The following is a 24152-nucleotide window of genomic DNA, read 5'->3' on the forward strand; positions in this document are numbered from 1 at the left end:
CTACGTATTGTATATTAATATTATTATCATTATCTTGGATGAATTGTTTCAAAACACTTTTGTAAAGCCATGGGGGAGCCTGTAGAGGAAGGGTATAAAGCCACCACGTTATTACAGCCAGCCGTTGCCGATCTTGAGCTGGTATTTAAAGAGTGCTACGCAGTTCTCCTGGCTTATGCCTGTAAGTATGTATTGCGCGAAACTGCTGAGGACATCGTACAGGATGTTTTTGTACAAGTACACCGGAAAAGTGCGTCCCTGCACATTACCACCAATATCAAAAGTTATCTGTTTCGAAGTATTCATAACAGTTGCCTGGATTATATTAAGCACCAGGCTGTGCATCAGCGCTATGTGAATGCAGCCTTGCCGGCGCTAACGGCCGCTGAACTGGATTATTTTAATCCGGATGGGTCCCGGCAAAGCCTGCTGGAGCAGGACAACCTGGAGGCCAGCGTATGGAGGGCCATAGAGGAATTGCCTCCTAAATGCCGGGAAGTGGTGAAGCTTCGTTACCTACAGGGGCTTAAAACCGGCGAAATCTCCGCTGCCATGGGTATCTCTTCCCGTACCGTAGAAACACAATTATATAAGGCCATTAAGCAGCTGAGAGGAATGGTCCGTAGGGTAAATTACCTGTTCTCTTTTATTTTATTGTAGCCTGTAGTCCCGTTTTTGCCCATCTTTCTTCTTCCTGAAAAAAAATATAAAATCGGGTACGTAGAAATTATCCTCTTGTCGTCTAAATAAATGACATGTCACCACACTACAATACGAACGACTTGGATTATACGATTTTAATTAAGTTCATAGACGGACAGGCAAGTCCCGAAGAAACAGCCCTGGTGGCTGCCTGGTTAAAGGCTTCCCCCGATAATCAGGCATTGTATTTTCAGATAAAAGACATCTTCGACCAGCAGTTGGCAACAAAGATCACCGCTGCAGATGCAGATCAAAGCTGGCAGCAGGTAATGGCGCGATTATCGGCAGTGGATCATCGTATGTCCCCGGTAAAACAGTTTGGCTGGCTGAAGTATGCTGCGGCCATCCTGATACTGATACTGGCAGGAGGAATCGGTACTTACCTGTTTATGCATGCAGGCTCCCGGCAGACGCCTTTGATAGTGCTGGTATCGAAAAAAGGATCCGTACAAACGGTATTGCTGCCAGACAGTACCCGGATATGGGTAAAGCCGGGAGGGTTAGTGAAAATGCGGGATGTAAAAGAAGGGGGCGGACGTGAAATATGGCTGGAAGGCAGTGCTTATTTTGAAGTAGTGAAAAAAGCAGAGACGCCATTTATGGTACATATGCGGGATATGACGGTGACAGTACTGGGTACCTCTTTCACCGTAAATGAAAGTAACCGTCATACAGCGGTAGTAGTAAATACAGGGTTGATTAAAGCAACTGCCTTTAACCGGGAATTGTTGGTGCATCCGGGAGAAAGAGGGATGGTCGTAGATAGTCAGATACAGATGGATCATATAAACCCGCAGTTGTACGCTGCCTGGAAAGATGGAGATTATAAATTTGAGAACACATCTATAGATGAAATAAAAGATCTTTTGCGCGCGAACTACGGATATGAAATGGAAATATTACAACCAGAAAAATTCCGGGATACCCGTATCAGTGGACGAGTACTGATAACAGATGAAGTAAGTTTATGCAGATCATTGGGCGCTATGCTGGAAGCAGGTGTGCGCAAAGAGGGTAACCGGATTATTGTTCAACCAAAATAAGTATAACTAAATCAATGTGTCGTCAAATGCCTGTCAGGTAATCATTTAATCTGAATTTTCCTGTTTTGAAAATCCTACGTATTGCAGCCTGGTGGGGCAGGTATAGTGATTTTATGTGCCTTATTGGTTGAAATAGTTATCATGTAAACCGAACCAGGACCACGTTACGTATCTATCTTATCAACGAAGTACTGAGCGGCTATTTGAATACATACATCTTTAGAAACCATATTATAATTACAGTGACAATTTATAACAATGATAACGCGTAACGCAGTGATATCTGTACCATTTTAATGAAGTAGTCTTTAACCAAATATGTAGTCTTTAACCAAAATTTTTCCGTTATGAAATTTGGATCTCTACGGCATTGCCTGAAGGGAGTGGCTGGCCTGTGCATTGTACTGAGTGCTACGACTTCGTCCTTTGCGCAGGATGCAATGGCCGGCATCCAGGAACAAACCAACCAGGAACGCAGCAGAAACAGTCCTCCTGATGCGGGCAGGACGCAAATGATACCGCTGAAGGATGCCCTGGAAAAAATTTATACCAAATACCAGCTCAGGATTGCACTCAACGAAAAGTATGCAAAAGATATTTACCTGCCTGATAAGGTATTGCAAATGGACCCGGAGAAAGTAGTCCCGTTTTTGCAGAAATCATTGCAGGGGCATCATCTCACTCTCAATCCAATGGGGCCTTCCCAGTATGTGATCACGCCGGCAGAAAACCGCGCTGCTCCTGCCGTACATAAGCCGGCGGTAAAGCTGAAGGTGTCCGGTACGGTAAAAGATAAACTGGGCGCCCCATTGCTGGGTGTAACGGTGAAGATTGTGGGCACACCCACCGGTACTACCACCAATGAAAAAGGCTACTATGAACTGGATGTGGAACCTACAGATATACTTGAGTTTTCTTACATCGGCTATCAATCTCAACAGATAACGGTGAGAAATAAAGTAGACATCAATGTGGAGATGCTCGCAAAAGAAGGTGGCCTGAATGAAGTGGTGGTAGTAGGATTTGGTGCACAAAAGAAAATCAGCCTCGTAGGGGCGCAGTCAACAATAAAACCGGAAGAACTGAAGCTACCGGTGAGAAGTCTGACGAATGCACTGGGAGGACGGTTGGCTGGTATCGTAGCGGTGCAACGGAGCGGTGAACCAGGCTATGATGGCTCCGACATCTGGATACGTGGTATCTCTACCTTTGGGTCCAGTCCGCGCGGCCCACTCATCATCGTAGACGGTGTACCGGATCGTAGCATCAATGACCTGGATCCCGAAGATATCGCCAGCTTCACCGTACTGAAAGATGCTTCCGCCACCGCTGTATATGGTACCCGTGGTGCCAACGGCGTAATCCTGGTAAATACCAAAACAGGTAAGCCGGGAAAGCCGCAAATCAATATGGAGCTGAACCAGGCGATTACAAAATTTACACAGTTGCCTAAGTTCGTGGATGCGCCCACCTTCATGAGATTGTATAATGAAGGTTTGCAGATGAGAGGAAGAACACCGCTTTATACAGAAGAGCGGATACAACAACATGCTTCCGGCGAAGACCCCGATCTCTACCCTAATGTAGACTGGTTCAATGTACTGTTTAATAAATGGGGACAGAGCAGAAGAGCTAACCTGAATGTACGGGGGGGATCCGAATTTGCGACCTATTATATTTCCGCTGGTTATTATTCGGAAGTAGGTTTGCTGAAAAGGGATCATGTTCAATCATATAATTCAGATATTAAACTGGACCGATATAATTTTACAACAAACGTAGATGCTAATATTACCAAAACAACCAAGCTTGAATTAGGTGTAAACGGTTTTATCATTAACAGTAATTATCCGGGCATTGGCACCGGCGCACTTTTTGACCTGGCTACCCAGGTGCCGCCTCACCTGATACCGCCGCAGTATTCCAACGGACAATGGCCTAAAATTCCCGGTGGTAGCTATCCCAGCCCATATCGCAATCTTACACAATCCGGTTATGCTACAGAATACCGTAATACCATCCGATCCAATATCAGGCTCCGGCAAAATTTCGATTTCATCCTGAAGGGCTTGTCATTTACCAGCATGTTTGCCTTTGATGCTTATGGCTGGAATAATCTTAACAGGAAAAGAGAAGTACAAACATACTATGCTACCGGACGGGACTCTGCCGGAAATCTTCTTACAAAAATTGTAGACCCCGGATCCAATGTGCTGGGATTCGATGTGGCAAGAGGAGGAAACCGCCGCTTTTATACAGAAACGGCGTTGAACTATGCCAACAAATTTGGTGATCATGATGTATCCGGTTTGCTATTGTATAACCAGTCGGACTATATTGATGCAGACGCCGGCACACTCATCTCTTCTATACCATACCGCATAAGAGGTTTGAGTGGAAGGGGTACTTATGGTTATAAGAACCGTTATTTTGCAGAAGTTAATTTCGGTTACAATGGTTCCGAAAACTTTACGCCCAACAAACGATACGGCTTGTTTCCTTCTTACGGCGTTGGCTGGGTGGTATCGAATGAAAACTTCTTTGCACCGATCAGTCATGTCCTCAGTTATTTAAAACTCCGGTATACTTATGGTTTATCCGGCAACAGTAATACCGGATCAAGGTTTCTGTTTCTCACGAGGATAAAGAGCGATGGTGGTCTTGGCTATACTTTCGGCGTACCGGGCAACACCACGGGCTACGGCGGCTTACAGGAAGATCAGATCGGTTCTGAAGTGAGCTGGGAAACAGGTAAACGGCAAAACCTGGGCATCGAAATAAAAGCATTGYATGATGACCTGTCGCTGATTGTGGAATTGTTTAAGGAACGCAGAACAGGTATCCTGCTGAGACAATATGATATTCCTTATGCCTCTGGTTATACCAGTGATAACATCCCCTACAGAAATATAGGTATCACCGAGAACAAAGGCATTGACGTTACCCTTGATTATAATAAATCATTCTCCAAAAATTATTGGGTGGGCTTCAGGGGAAATTTCAACTTCAATATCAACAAGGACGTGTATGATGGGTTACCACCATGGCAGTATCCCTGGCTGAACCGTACCGGACATCCCATTGATCAGCGCTTTGGCTATGTAGCACTTGGCTTGTTCGCTGATTCCGCTGAGATCACAAAATCGCCGAAACAGGCCGGAGATGTACGTCCGGGAGATATTAAATATAAAGACCTGAATGGAGATGGTATCATTAACAGCTATGATCAGCAGGCGATAGGTTATGGTTCAGTACCCCGTATTGTATACGGACTCAATTTCAGTGTAGGAGTGAAAGGATTTGATCTGAGCCTGTTTTTCCAGGGTGTGGCGATGGTAGATTTTATGTATAGCGGTGGTCATGCTACTAATCCTTTTTATGAAGGGCCTACTATCGGCAACCTATATACCATAGCAACGGACCGTTGGACACCAGATAACGCCAACAGCCGGCCTTTCTACCCAAGAATGTCAACCCGGCAGGATATTACCACCAACTATTATGCAAGCACCTGGTGGATGAAAAAGGCAGGCTATGTCCGTTTGAAAAGTGCGGAGTTAGGCTATACTTTCAGCAGCGACAAATTACAGCGATACGGATTGAAGAGTGTACGCACTTATGTGAACGGAACCAACCTGTTTACCATTTCACCGTGGAAAATCTGGGACCCGGAACTGGGTGATGGCAGGGGCACTGCTTATCCTAACATGACTTCATTCAATTTTGGTATCCGCGCTAATTTCAAATAAAACTGAATCACTATGATGCGTCATTTCTTCAAAAAAAATATCCTTTTGATACTGTTGCCGGTATTGTTGGCGGCTGGTTGTAAGAAAGGATTTCTCAATACAGTACCGGATAATATCACCACACTGAAAGATGTATTTACCAATAGAGCCATGACCGAACAATGGCTGGCTCGTATCTACAACCCTATGCCGGATATGTGGAACCAGCCTTACAGCGTTCCCTGGACAGGCCAGTGTGATGAAGTGGACTATGCCTGGGTGCAACCCGGTATTAACTCCGGCGCTATCACTGCAGATAATGCCAGTCCTTCCTATTGGAATGGTTATTACCAAACGATCCGGCAGGCGGCTATCTTCTTAAAAAATGCAGATCAGAATAAGGAAATCCTGGCGCAACCGGGTGGTGAACAATTACTGAAACAGTATAAAGCAGAGGCGCGCTTTTTAAGGGCTTACTACTATTGGTTGCTGATGCGGCAATACGGACCGGTGGTATTGATGGGTGAAGAGCCAAAGCTGCCGGAAGATGATTTCCAGATACCGAGAAGTCCATGGGATGAATGTGTAGCCTATGTATTATCAGAAATGGATAAGGCGATGCCGGATGTGCCGGTACAGCATATGAACCCTGTTGATCCCACACAGCCTGATGTAACGCAAACAGGCCGTATCACCAAGCCTATTATCCTGGCAGTGAAATCGCAGATACTGTTATATAGTGCCAGCCCCTTATTCAATGGCAATAGTGAGATGAGCAACTTTAAAAACATGGATGGTGCTGCCTTGTTTAATCCTTCCTTTGACAAGGAAAAGTGGAAGAAGGCGGCAGATGCTGCTAAGGCAGTAATAGATCTCAACAGATGGGAATTATATACGGTTGCTGATGCCGATCCGTTCCGCGCTGCTTTTCTTTCCTGCCGGAATTTATTCTTTGATGGCTGGCAGAAGGAAGCCATCTGGATCCGTACCAGCTCCGATCATGTGGGCAACTGGGAGCGGCATTGTTCACCCAGATGCTCTAATGGCGCCGGCTGGAACGGTATCGCTGTTACCCAGGAGATGGTGGATATATTCCGTACTGCCAGCGGTAAGGCGATTACAGATAACAGTAGCGGCTACACGGAAAATGGATTTACTGCTACTGCCACTCCTTACTATGTAAGTGGTACTTCCAATATGTATAACGGAAGGGAACCCAGGTTTTATGTAGATGTGACCTTTAATGGGTCTGTTATTCCGGTGGTGCCGGAAAATGGCCAGACAAGAGTAGAGTTTTTCTTTACCGGTAATTCCGGCAAGAACGGTGCTCCCAGAGACTGGCCTACAACAGGATATACGGCCCGTAAAAATATTCACCCCAATACTGATTACAGAAGCGGCAGAAGTTTTTCCCGCCCGGCGATGATGATTCGTCTCGGTGAAATTTACCTGAACTACGCAGAAGCATTGAATGAATATGATCCGGGAAATCCTGATATTTTAAAATACCTCAACAAAATCCGTAACAGGGGAGGACTTGCCGATGTGGTTGCAGGGGCTGATCAGGCAGAGATGCGTAAACAGATTCACCTGGAACGCCAGATAGAACTGATGTTTGAAGGACATCGCTACTGGGATGTTCGCCGCTGGAAAGTGGCGAATACACCGGAACAACATCAGGGCGGACAATTCCACGGTATGAATATTGAAAAAGGAAGTTCCCTGTCTGATCCTGAATTTTATAAAAGGATTGTGGCCTTCACCAGGGCCGAATGGAATAATAAATTTTATTTTTATCCGGTGCCTCAGAGTGAAATTGACAGGAATAAAAAGCTGGTACAGTTTCCAGGGTATTAACGGAGATTTCAAAAGATGTTTAAGAAGATTTAATAACAGCCGGCTCCCTCTTTGTGAGCCGGCTTTATGGTGAATATATTAATTTGCAACATAGTTGCAAATTAATATATTTGCTTTCTTTAGCAAAGCATCATGATAAATCTATACTGCCCTGTTAAGTTATTTTCCATCTTACTGACCGCCATATGGCTACTTGCGCTACCTATGCAGTTGCATGCACAGGTAGCGCCGGAAGACAGCTCCATCAAAAAAAATGTTCCGGATAGCCAGCAAACAGTGGTACGGCCGTATTCGCAGCTCCGTACCATCGATATACACGCCAGTACGCCACTGGTGAAAAAGGAGCTGGACCGGCTTATCTATGATGTACAATCAGATCCTGATCACCGCAGCCAGTCGGTATTGGATATATTGGCGAAGGTGCCCCTGATCACAGTAGACGGAGAGAATAATATTAAGCTGAAAGGACAGGGTAACTTCAAAGTATTTATTAACGGCAAACCATCTGCTATTACAGCCAGCAACCCCAAAGAGGCACTGAAAGCCATGCCGGCGGTAAATATTGCCAATATAGAAGTCATTACTACGCCGCCCGCTAAATACGACGGAGAAGGATTTACCGGCATCATCAATATTGTAACCGTAAAACAACGGAACGATGGATATCATGCATCTGCGGGAGTGGGCTTCAATAGAGTGAGTGGTGTTGGCCAGAACTATACCTTCCAGGCGAAAAAAGGAAAGTGGGGAATCAACAGCACCGGGTATTTATATGAAGACCTTAAAAGAACGAATACCACCAGCCTGTATCAGCAAAGTACCACGGCAGTGCTGCGCCAGGAAGGTACTACTGCCTATCACAGTATTTTCGGAGGCGCCTCACTCGAAGCCAGCTACGAAATAGATTCCCTGCAACTGCTTACCGCCGCCGTATCTGTCTATAAAAGCAGGGACTATTATCTCACCAGTCAGCATACAGCAACTTCTGCCACTTCCTATCAGTATACCAATGATCATCATTTATACGATAATAGCCTGGATATTTCAGTTGGATATGATAAAGCAGCCAGGCGTAACAGCAAGGAAGTATTTTCGCTGGGATACCGCTTTCATCATAGCCCGCAGCAACTTGCCAATAGCGTATTTTACGAACAGGTAACAGGTGAAAGTTTAACAGACTTCGGGCAGCAAAATAACAATCACCTGGATGAGCATACGTTGCAGGCCGACTATGTGTTGCCATTGTCATCCATCCAGATAGAAAGTGGTATAAAAGGGATCTGGAGAGATGGGAACAGCAAATACCTGTTGGATGAACAAACGGCCGGCACACCAGGCTTCCTATACAAACAGCAGGTGTATAGTCTCTATCATTCCTACCAGCTGAATACACCTGTATTGGCGGTGAAAGTCGGAGCACGGCTGGAGTACACGGCCATGGATGTATGGTATGGTACCGGGAAAAATAGCGCAACCACTTATTATAACCTGATACCAGTGCTTTCCCTGCAGCATGATTTTCCTAACAGCAGCCTGTCGTTCGGATTTACCCGGCGATCAGAACGGCCAGGTATTGAACAACTGAATCCATTTATAGATAAGCGCAATCCCAACCAGTTTAATACAGGAAACCCGGCGCTTCGCCCGGTAATGCAAAATAGTGCAGAGCTCACCTTCCTGGCAGGTAAAAAAGTGAGTTACCATTTGATCGGCAGCTTTCTTTTTGCCAATAATACAATTGAGAAGCTGATGAATTTCACCGATAGTAACGCCATTACTACCTATAAAAATATAGGGAATAACAGGGACCTTCATTTGAATGCAGGCTTTAGCTATCCACTCACTACTCAGCTCAAAATAATAGTGAATGGGGATGCGGGTTATGTATGGCTTAAAGGCAGCGATGGTGAAAATAACTACCGCAATAGTGGTTTTACCGTATCCGGATTTTTAAATCTTCAGTATAAAATAGCGGACTCGTGGCGGCTGACTACCACGCTCTATGCTATTACTCCCTCTGTTAGTTTACAGGGAAAAACCAATGGCAACGTAGTACATACAACCAGGCTTAATAAAGAACTATTTAAAAAGAAGGCAACAGTGACTTTTTCTGTCAGCAATCCGTACAGTAAATACCGGTACATCCGTACAATGCAGACTGGCGGAGCATTTGATCAGTTGTCAGTGCAACAGCTGAACTATCGTAACTATGGCGTCAGCTTTACCTATACCTTCGGAAAATTATCTCAGGCCATCAGGAAAAATCAACAAACGATCCGCAATGATGATGTGAAAGCGGCATCCAAAAAAAGTAACTAAATATTTGTTTATTTATTTGCAACGTTGTTGCAAATAATATATCTTTATAGCGTTGCAACGAGGGAGTGCCGAAACCCTGGATAACAGTAGGCATCAAACTTTTAAAACCTTATTTCATGAGAAACAATTCAAACAGCATCAAGCTTAACCTGGAAGATTTACAACTGGAAAGTTTTGTAACCAGCATTGACAGCGAAATGGCGCAACGCCTTGCAGGTGGCCTGGGTAGTTTGGAACACCCAACACATACACAGCCTACTGACACAGATGATGTACCTCATGCAAAATGCACAACTGTAATTTGCTAAACAGCATGGTATTTACAAGTGGGATGCAACTTTAGAGTTGTATCCCACTTTTTTTATTGCTTTGCTGTAATCAATCCCGCCTCACCCAGCAGCAGCAACTGCTGCCAAACGGTTTCTTTCGCCAGCGAGGAGGCACTGGCATCAAACAACCCCGCAATATTAGCTACTAAAACAGTCGGCGCCATATTCTGTTGGAGTTGGCTCAAAATAGCGGCTGTTAAACGATTCGTTACTTTTTCGGTGATGCCTTCCGGCGTCAATTCCTGTAATATAAAAACAGGCTCCTTGCATTCAAGTGTAACAGGATGAAAAGCGCATTCCACTATCCTTACATGATCCGATATGCTGCAAACGGCGGCATAGGCCGGATTTGACGGTTGCCTGGCAGTATGGTCGTTCCGCTTATAGTAACAAAGAAAGCCTTTATGCGTTTGCCAGAAATGACAAAGCTGTTGTTCATATGCGTATACCTGTTGGACGAATGGATCCGTGATGAGTTTTTCCAATGCCCGTTGATAGTCGGGCAGCGACAAATGCTCCACCGGAATGTCGTTTTGATTTAACAGGTATAATGTTCTCCGGAAATATTTACCGAAGATCTTTTGACCTATGGATGCGGAGGTATAAGATGGTGCTACCGGAATATTACGCGCTGGCAGTTGAATATTTAAAATGTCGTGGCCATTTCCTTTCTGTAAAATATTGATCAGCATGTAACCCACGCCGGCCATACCTGACAGGAGTCCCATATCATTGCTGTTGGCTGGCGCAAAAGTGTTGAAAGTACCGGTACGTTCATATAATTTAAAAGCGCCGTTAGCAATTTTATGAAGCGCATGGTGCAGCGGCTGTTGATTTGCATAGAAAGATGTTGCCTGTAACAGGAACGTCACCATTCCTCCATAACCACTGCACAATGTATAATCCTCCCGCGCTGCATCCAGGTGTGTCAGAGTGCTTTTAACACTTGCCTCAATGATGTGGTGGTAACAGCCTTCACCTGTAATGTTTTCAAACAGGATATGCGATAAACCAATGCCCACTGCGCCATGCGCCCAGGAGTTTACCTGTTTCATTGTTGGCCTGAAAACGGACAGGTCCCAGGTATGGGCACCGGGTAAATTGTACCGGTGCGCCCCGATACGCAGGTCAAGCCAGTTATGGGTAGGCATATCGTAATACAACATCTCATAGTCAAACCCCAGTTTCGCCAGGCGGATTAATCCATCATAGTTAAAATAATGACCTACCTGCAACAGCACATAAGCGATACCTGCCGCACCATGTGAAAAACCGGTGAGACTGTCGTACGCCATTTTTTTATGATCCCATTTTATGCCCTGGGGGGCTACCCTCGCGTCATCAATGATGCGGTTGAGTAGCTGTTGTATATAGGAATAAATGGTAGCATCCGCAGTATGATGATATAGTAACGTCATCACGAGCGTATTGCCGGCAGCGCCGCTCAGCAGGTCCATCTCCTGAATATAAATAATGTTGGAATGATGTTCTTTTGCCAGCGACAGGGCGGTTTCCAGGTATTTATCTTTACCGGTGATTTCATAAAGTTTTATGCATAAATAAATGATACCACAGATGCCGGTATAGAAACAATAAAATTTAGGGCGCCGGCAATAGGTACTTTTCAGGATCCTGGTAGTTATTTTTTCTGCCCATTCCAGATCTGCTTTTTCTCTATTCAGTTCAAACAAAGCAAGAAAGAACAATGCAATGCCTGCGCCGCCATTGAATATTTCGTGATATTCCCGGCGGAGAAATTGCCCGCTGTTCTTGTCGTAGTAAGGTGTTTCCCAGAAAGGCCCTTTTTCATCCTGCACGGCGGTGGTCATGATTTGATCCCTTATTTTATACAGAAAAGTGTGTATCATTTTGTTGAATGTATTGAAGGCACGCTTTGGTGCAGTACATGATATAAGCTTCTTCGCTGTTTGCTATGCCCAGGCGGTTGTGTGTCATATGCATAATGCCGGTGATAGCTTCCATGAGCTGAGATTCCGATAGCCCGCTGTGGCGGTACTGTTGCATGGCAGGCCTGCTTCCCCCGAGTAAAGAGGGGCAGTCGTTTTCATACGAAAGGTACACCTCACGTATGGCGGTGGTGATTTTTTCTTTCCTGCTACTGAATGCTTTGTCAAATGTGGAGAGCCAGCCTGTTTTATCTGTTAGTGCTGCACGCTGGGGATGGAAGATTCTTAACCATTCATCAATAAAATAATCGCATATTTCCAATTGTTGTGCAATGGGAAAATCTGCCGCCTGCAGTAATTGCAGGTGAAATGGTATAGCCTGTATACTGGCCATAGCCGATGGATTAGCCGCTGTAGCCAACCATTCCAGTACCGCTGCAGACGAATGGTAGAAAAGTTGCTCTGCCCATTTGATACTATGAATATCTCCGTAACGTGTTATTTCAGGGACGTATACTACTACCGTCATACGGGCGCCAGTCGCACCTGTACGGTTAAATGCATCGATGTGTGCCGATAACAGCGCGAGTACTTTTTCTTCCTGCGTGGTTTGTATCCGCAGGCGGATATGATCGCCTCCCTCCGGATAACGGATAAAGAAGTAAGGAGTGTCGCTGTTAAAAAGTCCCCTATGCTTTTCAAGAAAAGGATGGATACAGTAAAGTAATAAATCATTCAGGCATTCATCATAATAAATGTAGGCAGATACCCAGGTTTCCATGTGGTCAGCGTTTATACCATTGCAATAAATATTCCTTTACCTGTCCGGTTGGCACCGGCAGGGCTTCTTCCAGCCAGATATGGCTGCCTGCCCTGGATAGTAATTTCTTTAGCATGGTTAGCAGGATAGGCTGTTGAAAGGAAATGAACTGGGGCTTATAGTCATCAGCCAGACCGCCGGCTTTTTCTTTTGTTTTGTTGTTGCCCCGGCGCCGCAGGAAAAGAAATACGGTTGCATCGATCTGGTGTTGCTCCCGCCACTGCTGCAGCCGGATGAAATATTCGAGCTCCTTTTCATTATTCCTGATCACAGGGAAGTCCCTGGTGTCTATTTCCCATGTCTTTCTTCTCAACACTACCCGTGTGCCGTAAGTGATCCTCGGCCAAACATATACCGGCGCATCGTGACGGGGATGTTTTTTTTCGTATTCCCCATCTATTATTTTTACCAGTGCTGTAATGGAGGGTCTAATATCCGGGTTGAAATGTGCAAGTAGCTGATAGAGGCGAGAGCGATTACGAAAACTTTCCAGGCTCAGATCATAGGCATATACCTGTTGCCCACAATGGTAAAGTGATAGCTGCTTATTTTCTGCCGTAATATATAAATCGTTTAAGGAGATTTGCAGCTCCGGTGGATAGCTGTTATTTCCGCCAGGCATTTTTATTTCATAGGCGGCCAGTGGAGGATGGATATTGGCATTAAATCCGGACGCATCATTTAGTTCCATCACCTTCTTGTCGGGGTGCTGTGTGCGGTTGTAATCCAGGAAGGCAGTTGTTACCTTATTATCAAACAAGGACAGAAACCTGCCATTTACCTTGCCCATACCGGGAAGTATAGCATTCACCACTCCGCAGGTAATATTTTCCGATGAATGAAACTGTACGAACATTCCCCTGGATTGTGGCGTGGTGACTGTTGCTATGGCAGGGAAATGTTCATCGCGCAGCTGGATAACAGCTGGTTGTCCGTATAACAGGTTATTGAGAGATTGCACAAAATTGTTTTTCCATGCGCTGGTTTCAGGATCAGGATTATTGACCGCGTCTTCCTGACGAAGCTGCTGATAATAGGATTGATAGAAGCGGATTACCGGCACCGATTCGTTGACATCGTAATGCGAGTAAAAGTGATGACGCATCCGTTGTCTTTCTTCATAGAGTTGATCCAGTGGTTGTATTAATTCCAACAGGGCATCTACGTTTTCAGTTATTTGTTGCACCGTGTCTTTGCAGATCACTTCTGTTTGCGGGTTGTAGCAATCTTCGTAGAATAATTCATTTCCTTTAAAAAAGTGTGGTGCAAACTGCATCGTTCTTAGCCCGCCGTTGGTGTTGTCTTCCACGGCCGCTGGTTCTATCTCTACCGACAGTCCCGCTTCCAGCTGCAAACCACTGAATATAGGATTGATTATATTTTCAGCGGTGGCTAGTATGTTGGCCCGTTCGCCGGCATTAGCAATAGTAAAGTTGTTTTTATATTTTTCGAGAGATGCCAACGCTTCGCAGATGCGGTGAGCCGGATCATGCGCGGTGCAATGGGGACCAAAAAAAGCGATCACCTGACTGGCCCAGTTTTCTTCCATACCGGAAATGCCCGTACTCATTTCCAACGCCCCGGTAGCGATCATCTTTAGCAGGTAGTCTTTAATTTCAGTGCGGGGAATTGGAGATGCTGCTTCGGTAAGCGTATTGATCAACCGGTGAAAAGGGAGTGGTCCGTGTTCCAGCAACTCAAGAATCAGGGTGTTGACAGCTGATGCAGGAATAGACTGGAAGGCTTCTACATTTAAGTAGTTGACAAGGAAATGAAGCTTTTTATCTTCTTCCTGAAGTGTCATATTCTTTGAAACAATCAGGAGTTCATTTAGCTCGGGATGCCGGCACAGTATGCCTGTCAGGTACCTGAAAATACTGTTGTTAAGCTTTACCCGCCCGGTTGTCAGGCCGGGAGGATTTGTTTCAGGGTCAGCGAAAGTACCCAAACGGGTATGGGTAAACGTACTGAAGGGAGACGTTTTGTAACAGGACCTGGTAAGATATCGTAACAGGCTGAATTCGATTTTATTTTCTGCATTTTTATAGTGGGCGGGGTCTTTCTCCCGGAAAGGCGGCAGTTGCCGGAATAACACCGGCGAGGATAATATGATGCCCTTTTCAATACCCGACTGTGCCAGCAGTTCATGAAGTTGACGCCGTTGTTGTAACAGGAAGGCATCATACCTGTTATGTTGCTCCACCAGCTGTTGTGTATGAATTTTTTTTGTGGAGATATAGCTGTTGATATCAGCGGCTACTTCTTTTCCGAATAGGGGCAGCAGCAGATCCAGCAAATCATTGTCCGGTAGCTTATCATTGTATATCATCCTTTTCAGCGCAATGATTTTCCGGCGCAGGTGATCGTCTGTTTGTAGCATGACCAGTTCATACAGTTTATCGCAGAGGGCTTCCCGCTGCTGTTGCTGCGATGCTGTGTGAAGATGATAAAGATGCGCATCCGGCAGCTGCCATTGTTCCAGCAGGGAGGTATGGATGCCGGCATAGCGCACTAATGTATATGGAAAGAGGTGTACTTTCATAGTCATCACTTATTTAGCTAATTCCAGTTGATTTTTTACAAGATGATAATAAGGCCCTTTTTGCAGGATCAGTTCTTCATGCGTACCTGTTTCAGCAATTTCTCCTTTGTGCATGACAATGATCTGGTCTGCATGTTTTACGGTACTAAGACGATGTGCTACCAGCAGCACTGTTCTGCCTACAAAGAATTCCTGCAGGTTGTTGACAATTACTTTTTCATTGTTGGCATCCAGTGCGTTGGTGGCTTCATCCATAAAGAGGTAAGAAGGATTGCGGTATATCATCCTGGCAATCAGCAATCTTTGTTGTTGCCCCTCACTGAGGCCGTAACCATCTTTCCCAATCACGGTGTCATATCCAAAAGGCATTGATAAAAAGAAGTCATGCATGTTGGCCATGGCCGCCGCTTCATACAGTGCCTGTTCGTTTTTAACGGGGGCTCCGGCATAAATATTTTCGGCCACGCTGTCACTGAATATATAGCCGTCCTGCATTACTACGCCGCATTTTTTTCGCCATTGGTTGGCGTGAATGGTGTTCAGCGATTGCTGACCGATCAGAATTTTTCCGGATACCGGTTGATAGAATTTCAGGAGAATTTTAATGAGGGTGCTTTTACCGCTGCCACTCATGCCTACAATGGCCGTTACCCTTCCTGCCGGAATGACCACATTGATATTTTTCAGCACCAACGGACTACCTGGCTGGCCATAGCTGAAGTGCAGCTGCTGCAGTGTAATGTCTGCCGCAGTGCCGGAAATTTTTTCTTCCCGGAGATGAAAGTCTTCTTCCGGTTCCTCATATATTTCTGCTATTCGCTTTAAGCTGAAGGAGGCATTCTGGGAAGACCTGATAAATTCGATCAGCTGCAGTACCGGTGTGTTCAATTGTCCGCAGATATAGGTAATGGCCAGCATGGTACCAAGACTGATATCTCCTTTGATCACCAGCCAGGCGGCAGTGAAGCTGATGAATATGTTCTTCACTTCATTAATAGAAACGCCTATGCCCTGCATAAACTGATCTAATCGTAAGCTTTCCGATTTTAAATCAAATGCCTGCCGTTGCAGTGATTCCCATTTTTGTTTTTTGTCATCGCCATTGCCGGACAGCTTTATTTCCTGCATTGCGTAAAATATTTCCAGTTGTAATTGCTGGCTGGCCGCCAGCACTTTAAACTTTTTCTGGTCCAGCAACTTCCTTCTTTGTTGCAGGGATATAGACCAGGCAAAGCTACCGGCAGCACCTAAAAAGAACAATCCGAATATCCTGAAATCGTAGAACAGCAATACGCCTCCAAGGATCAGCAATGTGAGTACGGCCATTACAAAGCTGATAACAGCGCCTGTAAGAAAATCTTCTATTCTTTGATTATCAGTAACACGTTGCATGTTGTCGCCGGCCTGCCGGTTATCAAAGAAAGTGAAGGGAAGCTTTAATAGTTTGTCGAGATATTTATGCAATAAGGCAATGCTGGTGATAGCACCGATACGGAATAGCCAGCGTGCCCTGATAAAGTCCATTACGGTTTTGCCGGTGAAAAGCATTAGTTGTGCCAGGCAAATCACTACCAGTATATGCACACTTCTTTCTTTAATCCCTTTATCAACTATTTGTTGCGTGAGGATAGGGAGCGCCAGGGAAAAGCCAATAACAGCCAGTATGCTGAGTGCCAGGGGAATAACGGCGCGGGAATGTTTTTTCAGATAGGGCAATAAACTCCATAGAGAAGTATTGTTTTCAACCGTGTCTTCCGCCTGATGGAATTGTGGTGTTGGGGCTACGAATAAGGCTCTTCCCACATCGGTGGTGGTGTTTTTTTGCCACGATGATAAAAAATCTGTTACTGGAATAGTAATCAGCTGGTCCAGGGAAGGGTCTGCGATGAGTGCTTTTTTTGTATTTATTTTTAGTAACACTACATAATGACTTTTTTCCCAGTGCAGTATGCAGGGGAGCGGCGCTTTTTCTATCAGCGTTGATAGCGGCAGTTCCACCGCCAGACTTTTCATGCTCATTACAGTGCAGGCTTCCTGCAGTCCGGCTAGTGTGGTGCCTTGTTTACCAATGCGGCAAATGCGTCTGAAGTACTGGATAGGCAGATATCTTTTGTGATAAGCAGCTATCATTTTCAGACAGGTGGGTCCACAATCCATGGAGTCTGCCTGGCGGTAGAACGGAAATTTTTGCCAGGTAAGAAATTGTTTTATCATCTGTTGTAACGGGTCTTCTGTTTTTTTTCATTGATTTTTGCAACGATGTTGCTAATATCAGTATAAAAGTGCAACTTTGTTGCAAATAGTTACTAATTTTTTTTCTGAATCTTTTCTGATGCATGTTAGAACGATTGTCAACCGGGAGTTAAGCAGTATTTACAGAGAAAGGACATGGTTGCTTGTAAGTAGTATCACCTGGCTGTTACTGTTAGCAGCTACGGTGTTATCCTATTATCAGTATCAGCATGGCGTATCAACAAGAGCTGCGGCCAATGAGGCATTCAGGGAAGCATGGAATAAGCAGGAGCGGAATCCGCACCATGCGGCGCATTTTGGTACTTACCTGTTTAAACCGATTACACCGGCATCGGTTTTTGATCCGGGCCTGAATGATTATAGTGGTACTACCTTCCGCATTGAAGCACATGTACAACATGAAGTGGACTACAGCAATGCACAGGATAGTGACGCAGCGATGCGGTTTGGGAGTTTAAGTCTCTCGACTTTGCTGCAGCTGATCATTCCTTTGTTTATCGGTGTTACCACGGCGGCAGCCATCACTGCTGAAAAGGAGGGAGGTACCCTGAAAATGTTACTGCTGGCTGGTGCCGGCAGGATAACTATTCTCTTTTCCAAAGCCATTGCTTATTATGGTTTGTTTAGTTTGATCCTGCTGCCCTTCTGGTTATTGATGATGCTGGGAGGATGGCTCCAGGGAAATTATTTGCAACCATTACTGATAACAGGTATTTACCAGCTGTATTACCTGTTGGTGGTATTACTCGCCATCACAGTTTCTTCACTGAGCCGGCAATCGTCTACTGCCACGCTGGTCGTGTTGACTGGTTGGATACTCACGGGCATACTGTTGCCCAAACTAATGGTGAATGCCGTCAACAGATCGGTGCCGGTAATGAGCAGGGCCGCATTTGAAGACAGTGTGAAACAGGGATATCTTAAAGGGATGGGTAATGATGGCAGTTATTACAGCAGGGGAGAACAGTTTGCCCGGGAGCTGATGGACAGGTATCATGTAGATACGATCAGTCAGCTGCCCGCCTACCTGGAGGGGCTGATACTGCAACACAACGAAGATTATCAGCAGCGTGTATTTGAACACTACTATGCCGGTGTAGCTACCGCTTTTGAGAAACAGGAATCCCTGCTGGACAAATTATCGTTCATCAATCCTTTGCTGGCTGTTAAGCGCCTGTCTATGCTGTTGTCCGGCAGCAGTTATGATCATCATCACCAATTTTACCGGCTGGCCCGCCACTACCGCAATGATTTTATCCGTACGCTGAATCTCCGGATGGTAGCATCAAAAATGCCGGAAGGCTTCAAGGAAGACCCTACTTTTTTTAAGGACATGCGACCTTTTGTATACCAGGATGATACCGGTGGAGTAACAGCAGCACGGGGTTGGTTATTACTGGCTGCATTGATGTTTTGGGTAGTAATAGTGGCCTGCGGCCTTTTTTGTACTGCTAAATTATCCATACACTAACATATGTCATTACTAACCGCTGTTTGCCAGTTCGAAATCCGTCAGCTTAAACGGAGCAGGGTAGCCATCGCTTTATTTTTGTTGGTACTGCTCACCGGGATATATAGTTTAGGCTGCGGTTATGAGGTGATCAACAAACAATTGAAAGCCCTGGAAATATTGGTGCAGCAGCAACAAGAGCGGCTGGGTGAGCTGCATGCACGCTTCACTGCCGATATAACAGTGGTGGCGGGCGTAAAATTATCGGATCAGGCAGGTGTTCCGCAGGTCATTGAATTCAGAAGGCCTCCTGTTGCTACTAATCCACCGCATCGCCTGGCGGTACTGTCGATAGGGCAGCGTGATTTACTGCCCTTTTTTGATATTGTGAATACGAAGTATGATCTACTCACACCACCCAACGCGGAATTTGTAAATGCTGAAGTGTTGGCCGCCGGGAATTTCGACTTTTCTTATTTTATTATTTACCTGCTACCATTACTGATCATTGCAGTGACTTATAACTGCTATTCGAAAGAAGTAGAATTACATACACTGAAGTTGTTGGTATTGCAGGGTGGTAGCATTGCAAGGATGGTGCGGATCGTATTTACCATCCGGTTAATAGCTATATGGTTGCTGGTGGTGGCATTGAGCCTTGCCGGTTACCTGTTGTCCGGCAGCAATGTAGCCGGTAGCTTCACAGATCTGGGATGGTGGATATATATCCTCACATTATTATTGTTGTTCTGGTTTGCCTGTTGTTACCTTGTCGTAAAACTTCGGAAATCATCCCGGAAAAACTTAATTATACTGCTTTCGTTCTGGTTAACAGTGACGATTATTTTACCTGGTATTATTAACAGCATAGCCGCGTTGGTAGCACCTGTTCCACTGAGATCTGAACTGGCCTCCAGGCAGCGTGAATGCAAAGAAGAAACCTGGGAGCTGCCTGTTCCTGTACTGCTGGATAGTTTTTATCAGTATCATCCGGAGTTGCTATCAGCAAGAAAAGCGACAGATACCACCGCTTATGGTAACCGGAGATTTATGGCCTACTACGATTTGCTGGGTCGCCGGATGGATGTGATTTCGCGGGATTATCAGCAGGAAGTGGCCCATCATTTACAGATGGAACGAAATGCCTGTTGGTTTAACCCCGTCATGCAATCACAATACTTATTTAATGATATCGCAGCATCGGGATTAAAACAGTATGAGCAATATGAAGGGCAGGTAAAAGCATTCAGGTGGCAATGGCTGCAATTCATGAACAGCTATCTTTTTTATGATAAAAAACTCCGCGAAAAAGACCTTGATCAGCTGCCCGAATTTTCGCTTCAGCGTAAGGAGCATATGGCCGCGATAGTGTTAACAGAGAGCTTGCCTATACTCTTCCTGACCGCCCTTATTTTCCTGATCAGCATTTTTATACGCCCACAGCATAACATGTAATAATCTATACAAATGAGAACAACGCATTATTTTTTTTGCCTGGCCTGCTTCCTGCATACTGCGGTGGTAAACGCACAACGTAAAGACAGTACGCTTCACCGCCGTGACTTACGTGCCGTGGATGTATTGTCCAGGAAAAACAGGAACCTGGTAAAAGATACTTTGCCTGCTTCGCTGAAGCAACAGCTATCTTACATAGAGATGCCGCAGAATATTATAGGGATTTCAGCGGAGCTGATAAAGCAACAGGGAGGACTGGAGCTGAAAGATGTAGCCCGCAACGCCAGCGGCGTATACTTCGGGTATAACAGCACACCCTTTGATCATTCATCGTCTATACAAATAAGGGGATTCAGTGCCTATTCTATTATCAATGGCATGCCCCGGCACGCCAATTACGGCGCGGTGCTCGATGATGAGGCATTATTTGAAAGTGTGGATGTGATCAAAGGACCGGCGGGATTTGTAAACTCCGTAGGAGAAGCAAGCGGCACACTTAATATCAACACCAAAACGCCTGGCAGCCGGCTGTTGAACGTAACCGCCACCGCAGGTAGTTTTGGTATGGGAAGGATTGCCGTAGATGCAGGAAGTAACGTGAAAAGCCGCGGATTTTCCTATCGCTTTAATGCCGCATACCAGCACAGGAACAGCTACCTGGATGAATTGAAAACGGATAAGTATGTATTGGCGCCTGTGCTGCAATATAATTTTACGCCCAACACCTACCTGTTAGCAGAATACGATCTTATCAGGGGTGAAACCAGAAATGGGTCTGATATTACCAAGATACGGACAGCAGCAGACGCCTTGCATGATGGGATTGGCCTGAACTACGGTGCGGCTGTTGGTTTACCTAAATCATATTACCAGGCGCAAACAATGCGGCTACTGTTTAGCCATGTTATTAACAGCAACTGGAAACTGACGTCACAATCACAATATAACCTGTCGCCCTACGATACCTGGAGCATGCTTTCTTCTGAAACCTATACAGGCGTGAGCTTTGATGAGCAGGGGCAAACCTCCAGGCTATCCAGTCATGCTGCGATCGGTGGAAAAACATTTGCTTCTCAATTATATTTTAACGGAAAGGTCATCACTGGTGCATTCACTCACCTGCTTATTATCGGAGGTGATATTACTTCCAGCAGGGACAGTCTTCAAACAGGATTTGGACTATATACCTTCCCTCTCTACAGAAATAAATTAGACTATACCGTAAACAGGGACTCCGTAGCCATCATGAACCCTGGGGCAGGAAGTGTATTCAGGAATAACCTGACGTATGAATCTGCCTATGTATACGACAACATAAAATTTACCCCCCACTGGATATTATCGCTGGGTGGCAGGTTTACCTGGTACAATAATAAAACTATCCAGAAAGTAACGCCATCAAGGCCGGCAAAAGAGAATTTATTTTCACAACGTGCCTTCTCACCGAGGGCTGCACTCACTTACCTGATAGATAGTACCTTCTCTGCTTTCTTTTTATATGATCAGTCTTTTGTGCCACAAAGTGGTCTTAAAGCGGGAGGTGGCATTAATGAAGCAACGGGTAAATCCAACGGCGTACCCGTAGATCCGCAACGGAACAATGATATTGAACTGGGCGTAAAGAAACAATGGTACGGAGGCAGGTTACTTTCTTCTGTCAATGCCTTTCATACTGTTAAACGTAATGTACTGATGCCAGATGTACAAAATGCGGCACTCAACTTTAAGCGGCAGATTGGTGAATATGCCAGTGATGGCATAGAAGTGGATATTTTAGGTCGCGTAAATTCCCGCATATCCGTTTCCGCCAATTACACCTTTGTCAATGCCCGGATTACTAAAGATACCGCTGGATCTGCCCTGATAGGTAACAAATTACCAGGCACACCCCAAGAGATCATTAATACATGGGTACAATACAGTATGCCGCTGAAAGGAAATAAAATAATTGGGGTAAGTCTTGGGCAAACTACCCAGGTAAAACGGAGTACTTATACAAAGGATGTTAATCTTCCTGACTACACAAAATTTGATGTTGGTATCAATTTCTCCGCGTCACATTATTATGCAAGCCTGGTGGTAGATAACCTGTTGAATAAAAGATATGTGGCATCCGGTGACATTGGCAGTGATTACCCGATTCCCAATGCGGTGAACTATTTCTTTATAGAAGGAGATCCTGTGAATTTTAAATTTACAATAGGTATAAAATTATAAACCGGATAGTGCCTCGGGGACGCCCCGTGGCACTATAAATGATGTACTATGATTGTTGCTCGTAGACTAACAAAGAATTACAATGGGCATCTGGCGCTCGATCACCTTGATTTGAATATAGCTGCCGGTGAAGCATTTTGTTTGCTTGGACAAAATGGTGCAGGAAAAACAACCACCATCAATTTGTTCCTCGGATTTATTGCAGCTACGGAAGGGGAGGCATTTATTAAGCAGAAAAAAGTAAAGGCAGATAGCCAGGATACCCGTAGGCATATTGCTTATATCCCGGAAGTGGTGATGCTATATCCGAATCTGACCAGCCTGGAGAACCTTGAATTTTTTAGCAGGATAGCTGGATTCAGATATCAGAAAACGGCATTAAATTCTTTCCTGATCAGGGCAGGACTGGAGCCGGCGGCACTTCATAAGCCGGTAGGCAACCATAGTAAAGGAATGCGACAAAAAGTAGGTATTGCAATTGCCATCGCAAAAAATGCAGATGTGATTTTTATGGACGAGCCTACCTCCGGCCTGGATCCTAAAGCTACCGCCGAATTCAGCGCTATTGTAAAAGACCTCACTGCACAGGGGAAGGCAATTTTAATGGCTACCCATGATATTTTTAATGCTGTTAACATCGGTACACATATAGGAATCATGAAAAGCGGACAGCTGGTGCATACCTGCAAAGCTGCAGGACTTGATGCCAACGATATGCAGCGGTTGTATATTGAAACAGTGAGTTAGGCGATCTTTTCAATCACAGCAATACAGCGAAGAGGTGAGACTATTTAAAAGAAGCAGCTATTTTTCCCAGTATACTATCAAACAGTTGCTTTTGATTTTCAGGATACCTGATTCGCAGATGATACAGCGCGCCATTGCTGATAATACTTTTTTGGTAGAAGATAAACTCGATGCCATCGGTTAGATGGCCACTGATCACATACCAGGTGGGTTTTATTATTTTGTAGGTAATGCCCTTCTCTGATTTCAGGTCATTGTTGTAATAAGATTGTAATTCTTCCTGCGTCCCATTTCCCCACATTTCAACCGTAACGGATATGTCATTGTCTAATTTTGTGGGATACCACTGTAGCGTACCACCTGCTACCAGGGAGCCTTCTTTAAAATAATCGGGTAATTGTAGGGTATATCCATTTTTATGCTTAAATGTTTTCCATGCAGACTGGCTTTGGGCGGTAAAGCCAGTCAGGCAAAAAATTATTGACAAGAAAAGTATAGATAGATGTTTCATGGACATAGGTACAATTGAAAATGCAAATATACGAAAGCCACCGGTGTTGCCGCAGGGGTATTTTTATATTTACATTTTCCAGGTTCGTAACTATAATACACGATCTGTTGAAAAAGAAGTGGCTATCTAAGGTGAGATAAAAATGACCGATAACGTTTACGAATATACGTTTTTTGAAAGAAGAAAATCATGTCTTCATGCCTGCCATAATATGAGAGATATTTAACTGGTGTGGCCTTTTATACATCCGACAACTTTGTGTACTATATACG

The 24152-nt window shown here is 44.9% G+C and carries 15 protein-coding genes; 10 read left to right on the forward strand and 5 right to left on the reverse strand.

Going from position 1 to position 24152, the window contains the following annotated elements:
* The first annotated feature begins 69 nt into the window (after window positions 1-69).
* From AC1DP6_RS13615 to AC1DP6_RS13640, 6 genes are all read left to right on the forward strand, one after another.
* A complete protein-coding gene (locus AC1DP6_RS13615) occupies window positions 70-660 on the forward strand; it encodes an RNA polymerase sigma-70 factor (protein WP_477055328.1) in 591 nt (196 codons plus the stop codon).
* Window positions 661-755: 95 nt separating this feature from the next.
* The gene (locus AC1DP6_RS13620; RefSeq protein WP_477055329.1) at window positions 756-1745 is read left to right on the forward strand and encodes a FecR family protein; all 990 of its coding nucleotides are present in this window, start codon (window positions 756-758) and stop codon (window positions 1743-1745) included.
* A 347-nt stretch (window positions 1746-2092) separates the two neighbouring features.
* On the forward strand, window positions 2093-5494 hold the full coding sequence (locus tag AC1DP6_RS13625) for a SusC/RagA family TonB-linked outer membrane protein (RefSeq protein WP_477055330.1): 3402 nt from the start codon (window positions 2093-2095) through the stop codon (window positions 5492-5494).
* Between the two features lie 12 nt (window positions 5495-5506).
* Window positions 5507-7330 carry a RagB/SusD family nutrient uptake outer membrane protein gene (locus tag AC1DP6_RS13630; RefSeq protein ID WP_477055331.1) on the forward strand — a complete coding sequence of 608 codons (1824 nt, stop codon included), beginning with the start codon at window positions 5507-5509 and terminating at the stop codon, window positions 7328-7330.
* A 132-nt stretch (window positions 7331-7462) separates the two neighbouring features.
* Entirely contained in the window at window positions 7463-9649 is a 2187-nt protein-coding gene (locus tag AC1DP6_RS13635) for an outer membrane beta-barrel protein (protein WP_477055332.1), read from the forward strand.
* A gap of 116 nt (window positions 9650-9765) precedes the next feature.
* Window positions 9766-9957, forward strand: coding sequence for a pinensin family lanthipeptide (locus AC1DP6_RS13640; RefSeq protein ID WP_441575754.1), 192 nt, complete (start codon window positions 9766-9768; stop codon window positions 9955-9957).
* 53 nt (window positions 9958-10010) lie between these two features.
* Here AC1DP6_RS13640 and AC1DP6_RS13645 read toward each other — a convergent pair whose 3' ends face one another.
* From AC1DP6_RS13645 to AC1DP6_RS13660, 4 genes are read right to left on the reverse strand one after another with little or no spacing between them, the layout of a single operon-like run.
* Window positions 10011-11846 (reverse strand): lanthionine synthetase LanC family protein, encoded by a 1836-nt coding sequence (locus tag AC1DP6_RS13645; protein WP_477055333.1) that lies wholly within the window; start codon window positions 11844-11846, stop codon window positions 10011-10013.
* On the reverse strand, window positions 11824-12666 hold the full coding sequence (locus AC1DP6_RS13650; RefSeq protein WP_477055334.1) for a thiopeptide-type bacteriocin biosynthesis protein: 843 nt from the start codon (window positions 12664-12666) through the stop codon (window positions 11824-11826). The genes AC1DP6_RS13645 and AC1DP6_RS13650 overlap by 23 nt, the downstream gene beginning before the upstream one ends.
* A gap of 4 nt (window positions 12667-12670) precedes the next feature.
* The gene (locus AC1DP6_RS13655) at window positions 12671-15247 is read right to left on the reverse strand and encodes a lantibiotic dehydratase (RefSeq protein WP_477055335.1); all 2577 of its coding nucleotides are present in this window, start codon (window positions 15245-15247) and stop codon (window positions 12671-12673) included.
* 9 nt (window positions 15248-15256) lie between these two features.
* Window positions 15257-17461, reverse strand: coding sequence for a peptidase domain-containing ABC transporter (locus AC1DP6_RS13660; protein ID WP_477055336.1), 2205 nt, complete (start codon window positions 17459-17461; stop codon window positions 15257-15259).
* Window positions 17462-17579: 118 nt separating this feature from the next.
* Between AC1DP6_RS13660 and AC1DP6_RS13665 the strand changes: the two genes are divergently transcribed.
* Genes AC1DP6_RS13665 through AC1DP6_RS13680 form a run of 4 tightly spaced genes read left to right on the forward strand, consistent with a single transcriptional unit; the run spans window position 17580 to window position 23369 of the window.
* Window positions 17580-18971, forward strand: coding sequence for a DUF3526 domain-containing protein (locus tag AC1DP6_RS13665; RefSeq protein ID WP_477055337.1), 1392 nt, complete (start codon window positions 17580-17582; stop codon window positions 18969-18971).
* Window positions 18972-18974: 3 nt separating this feature from the next.
* Window positions 18975-20405 (forward strand): DUF3526 domain-containing protein, encoded by a 1431-nt coding sequence (locus tag AC1DP6_RS13670; protein WP_477055338.1) that lies wholly within the window; start codon window positions 18975-18977, stop codon window positions 20403-20405.
* Window positions 20406-20417: 12 nt separating this feature from the next.
* Window positions 20418-22622: a TonB-dependent siderophore receptor gene (locus AC1DP6_RS13675; RefSeq protein ID WP_477055339.1), complete on the forward strand. Its 2205-nt coding sequence runs from the start codon at window positions 20418-20420 to the stop codon at window positions 22620-22622.
* A 48-nt stretch (window positions 22623-22670) separates the two neighbouring features.
* Window positions 22671-23369: an ABC transporter ATP-binding protein gene (locus tag AC1DP6_RS13680; protein ID WP_477055340.1), complete on the forward strand. Its 699-nt coding sequence runs from the start codon at window positions 22671-22673 to the stop codon at window positions 23367-23369.
* A 40-nt stretch (window positions 23370-23409) separates the two neighbouring features.
* Here AC1DP6_RS13680 and AC1DP6_RS13685 read toward each other — a convergent pair whose 3' ends face one another.
* On the reverse strand, window positions 23410-23856 hold the full coding sequence (locus AC1DP6_RS13685; RefSeq protein ID WP_477055341.1) for a hypothetical protein: 447 nt from the start codon (window positions 23854-23856) through the stop codon (window positions 23410-23412).
* Window positions 23857-24152 lie beyond the last annotated feature (296 nt).

The organism is Chitinophaga sp. 01L420 (assembly GCF_056399985.1).